Below are 3,732 nucleotides of genomic sequence, written 5' to 3' on the forward strand. Positions count from 1 at the left end.
CACACAGCCGCCCCCACAGACACACCGCACCACACCCCCATCCCCACACCCGCAGTCTGGCCCCGCCGCTCACGCGGCGGGGCCAGAACCCAACATCTTCATCAGTCTTCTAGGGCGCGTCCTCGAACCCCCGCCTGCGCGCCCTAGGTGTTCTGACCCGTGAGGTCGGGAACGCCGCAGGCCAGCGCCGCGCGCAGCTCGGCGGCCGGGTCGCCCGCGTGGTACGGGCGTTCGCTCTCCTCGATGTGGTCCAGGAACTCCTGGTAGCGCAGCGCGTAGGACAGGTGGTACAGCGGTTCGACCAGCTCCAGCGCGCGCCACGGCCGGGATCCGGGCGCGTGCTCGCTCCAGGCCTTCAGCCAGACCTCGACAAGGTGCTGCCAGCGCTCCGGCGCGAGGTAGGCGCGCGGGCGCAGCCCGTCCAGGGCGGGGTGGCCGAGGTAGGAGTCGGCGTAGTCGACGACCACCGGACGCTTGCCGTCGGAGCGCCAGTTGCCGGGGTGGAAGTCGCCGTGCACCAGGGTCTCGGGGAGGCCACAGTCAGCCAACTCCTCCAGCAGAGCGGGGAGTTCGGCGACCAGTCGGCGGACGCCGGCCAGTTCCCCGGGCGTCAGGTCGGTCTCGCCGGGGAGCCGGTCGAGCAGCGCCTGCGCCTGGGCGAGCAGGGTGCGGGGCGTCCGGTCGCGCAGCCCGGCCGTCGCCGCGCGCCCGTCGGCGGCCAGCGCCGCCTGGGCGGCGACCAGCCGGGGCACCACCTCCTCGACGGTGTCGAGCGACGGCACCCAGCAGTCCTCGCCGGGCACGTGGTCCAGCAGCAGCCGCCCGCCCGCCGGGTCGGCGGCCAGCACCGGCGGCACGAGCCCCGGGTCGACGCTGCCGAGCAGCGCGATCACCTCGCCCTCCCGGGCGTTGAAGGCGGGCGTCGTGGTCTTCAGCCAGGCGTCGCGGCCGGTGGCCGTCGGGAGGCGGACGAGGCCCGACAGGTTCCACGTCCGGATCTGCCGCACCGGGCCGGCGACCGGCCGGCCGGCCCCGGCCAGCTCCGCCTCCGCCCAGGCCAGCGCCTCCCCCAGCCCGGCCGGCGTGGCCCAGGCCGCGCGGCGCTCGGCGGGGCCGAGCAGCGCGGCCGTCCCGGCGTCCAGCGGCCGGGCCTCGACGGCCGTCGGCCGCTCCAGCGCCTCGGCGTGGTAGCACACCTGCCCGCCGTGCCCGCCGCGCCCGCCCTGCTCGCTCCGCCCCTCCACCAGCCGCAGCACCAGCACCGGCACCCCGGCGAGTTCGGCCGCCCGCGCTCCCACCCCGTCCACCGACGACCACCACCCGCCCGCCGCCTCGAACGGGCCCACGGGGCCGAAGTACTCGCCCCCGTGGGTGAGATGGACCGTGACGGTGCGTTCGCTCGCTCGCTGCATCCGGGCAGCTTCGCCCACCCGGGCCCCGTATGCGAGCGAATTTCCGGACGCCTCGGGCCGGGACCGGGCCGATCACGTTCGCGCTACGGGATCGCCACCGCCGCGCCGGACACCCGGATCCGGCTGTCCGCCGTCCGCAGTTCGACGTGGAGCACGCCCGGGCGGCCCAGGTCCTCGCCCTGGTGGAGGGTCAGCACCGTCGGGGCCGCCGCCGCGCCCTGCTCCCGCAGGTAGGCGCCGAAGGCGGCCGCGGCGGCGCCGGTGGCCGGGTCCTCGACGACGCCGCCGACCGGGAAGGGGTTGCGGACGTGGAAGACGTCCGGAGCCTCGCGCCAGACGAGTTGGAGGGTCACCAGGTCGCGGGCCCGGGTGTAGGCGGCGAGGCCGTCGAAGTCGTAGTCGAGGCGGGCCAGGCGGTCGCGGGTGGCGGCGGCGAGGACGAGGTGGCGGGCGCCGGCGTAGGCGATCCGGGGCGGCAGGGCCGGGTCGAGGTCGGTGCGGGCCCAGCCGAGCAGGGCGAGGACCTCGTCGACGTCGGCGTCGGTCACGTCCTCCACCTGCGGCTCGACACTGGTCAGGGTGGCGCGCAGGACGCCCTCCGCGTCCTGGTCGACCTGGACGGGGACTTCGCCCGCGGCCGTCGTGAAGACGTAGTGCCCGGGGCCGGTGCGGGCGGCGAGCGCGACGGCGGAGGCGACCGTGGCGTGGCCGCAGAACGGCACCTCGGTGAGCGGGCTGAAGTACCGGACTCCGTAGGCGCCTTCGGTCGCTCCCGCGGTCAGGAAGGCCGTCTCGGAGTAGCCGAGCTCGGCGGCGATGGCGAGCATCCGCTCGTCGGTCAGGCCTGCGGCGTCGAGTACGACGCCCGCCGGGTTGCCGCCCTCGGGGCGGGTGGTGAAGGCGGCGTAGCGCAGGATGCGGGGTGAGGCGTCGTCGGTCATGCCCGGACGAACGCGTTCCGCTCCCCCGCTGTTCCCGCTCACCTGCTTTCCGCTCACCGAAGCACCGCAGCACCGCAGCACCGGTCACCGCAGCAACGCCTCCAGGAAGTCCGAACCGAGCCGGGCGCTCCCGGACAGGTCGAGCTGGTAGAGCATGTACCGCCCGCGCCGCTGGGTGATGAGCAGCCCCGCCTTGCGCAGGACGGCCAGGTGCCGGGACACCTCGGGGGCGCTGAGCTGCCAGGTGGTGGCGAGTTCGCCGGTGGTGTGCGCGCCGCGGGCCATGGTGCGGGCCAGGCGCAGCCGGACGGGGTGGGCGAGGGCTTCCAGCCGCTGCTGGACGAGGGCCAGCGAGACGGGTTCGGGGACGCCGGCCTCGGCGACGGGGTACTGGAGGACGGGACGCCAGCCGGGGGTGTACACCACCACGAGGTGGGGCCGGCCGAAGGCGGTGGGGATGAGGGTGACGCCGCCGCCGTCGGTGCCGCTGGTGGCGTTGTCCTGGAGCTTGTCGACGACGATCCGCCGCCGCCCGTCGGCGCTCTGGTCGAGGGAGACGGAGGGTGAGACCGCGGCCAGCGCCTCGGCGGGGCCGCGCCGGGCCAGCAGGTCGGCCTTGCGCCGGGCGTCGGCGGCCAGGGCGGGCAGGACGCGCTGCCAGGCGTCGGCGAAGAACGCCGACTCGCAGTCCTCCAGCATCCGCCGGACGAGGGCCCGGACGGCGGGCGGGTCGGCGAGCAGCCGGTCCGCGAAGGCGGCCTGCCGGGGGCCCCGGGCGAGCGCGAGTTCGCGGGCCCGCTCGTTGGCCACCGGGTCGGTGAGCGGGGAGGGCGCCCGGCGGGCCGGCCGGGAGGAGCCGCAGGTGGTGACGAGGGCGGCGGCGACGTACAGCTCGTCGTCCATCCGGTCGACGGCGTCGAGCTCGGCTGCCAGGGTGGCGCCGGGCAGGCCGGGGACGAGGAAGTCGGCGCGGGAGGAGCGCCAGAGGAAGTCGGCCTCCAGCAGCCGCTCGGACAGCACCGGCGGGATCGTCGCGGCGGTGCTGGACGCCCAGCCGTGCAGCGCGGGGTGGTGCGCGGGCTCGGCGAGGACGTCCAGCATCGCGGTCAGCTCGCCCAGCGGGGACGGCGTGAAGAGCAGGCGCTCGTCGGGCAGGCCGGTGATGTCGATGGTCACGCTCATGCGCCCGCCGTGCTCCTCCCGGCAGGGGCGTCCGCCCACGCGCGCCTCTTGATGATCGGTTCGCTCACGACGGCGATCCTGCCACCCGCCCGGATCCGCTCCCGCGGGGGGGGGGAGGTGGGGGGCAAAAACCAGGCGCCCCCCGGCGGGGCGGGGCGGCGGGGGCCGCCCCGACGCACCGGCACAGAGAGTGCAGG

Annotated in this window: 3 protein-coding genes; all 3 read right to left on the minus strand. The window is 76.3% G+C overall.

Annotated elements, in window-relative coordinates; translation table 11 throughout:
• Positions 1–143 precede the first annotated feature (143 nt).
• Positions 144–1,412, minus strand: a complete 1,269-nt coding sequence (locus ACFV6D_RS36255) for a phosphotransferase family protein (RefSeq protein WP_380563012.1) — start codon at positions 1,410–1,412, stop codon at positions 144–146.
• An 83-nt stretch (positions 1,413–1,495) separates the two neighbouring features.
• Positions 1,496–2,353, minus strand: a complete 858-nt coding sequence (locus ACFV6D_RS36260) for a PhzF family phenazine biosynthesis protein (protein WP_380563014.1) — start codon at positions 2,351–2,353, stop codon at positions 1,496–1,498.
• An 84-nt stretch (positions 2,354–2,437) separates the two neighbouring features.
• The gene (locus tag ACFV6D_RS36265) at positions 2,438–3,535 is read right to left on the minus strand and encodes a DUF5937 family protein (protein WP_380563016.1); all 1,098 of its coding nucleotides are present in this window, start codon (positions 3,533–3,535) and stop codon (positions 2,438–2,440) included.
• Positions 3,536–3,732: the final 197 nt, after the last annotated feature.

The sequence above is a fragment of the Kitasatospora sp. NPDC059812 genome (assembly GCF_042732075.1).
Lineage (GTDB): Bacteria > Actinomycetota > Actinomycetes > Streptomycetales > Streptomycetaceae > Kitasatospora.

Bases quoted from the DNA above. Each gene is read 5' to 3' on its own strand.
- ACFV6D_RS36255 (WP_380563012.1), bottom strand. From the start codon at position 1,412: ATGCAGCGAGCGAGCGAACGCACCGTCACGGTCCATCTCACCCACGGG.
- ACFV6D_RS36260 (WP_380563014.1), bottom strand. From the start codon at position 2,353: ATGACCGACGACGCCTCACCCCGCATCCTGCGCTACGCCGCCTTCACC.
- ACFV6D_RS36265 (WP_380563016.1), bottom strand. From the start codon at position 3,535: ATGAGCGTGACCATCGACATCACCGGCCTGCCCGACGAGCGCCTGCTC.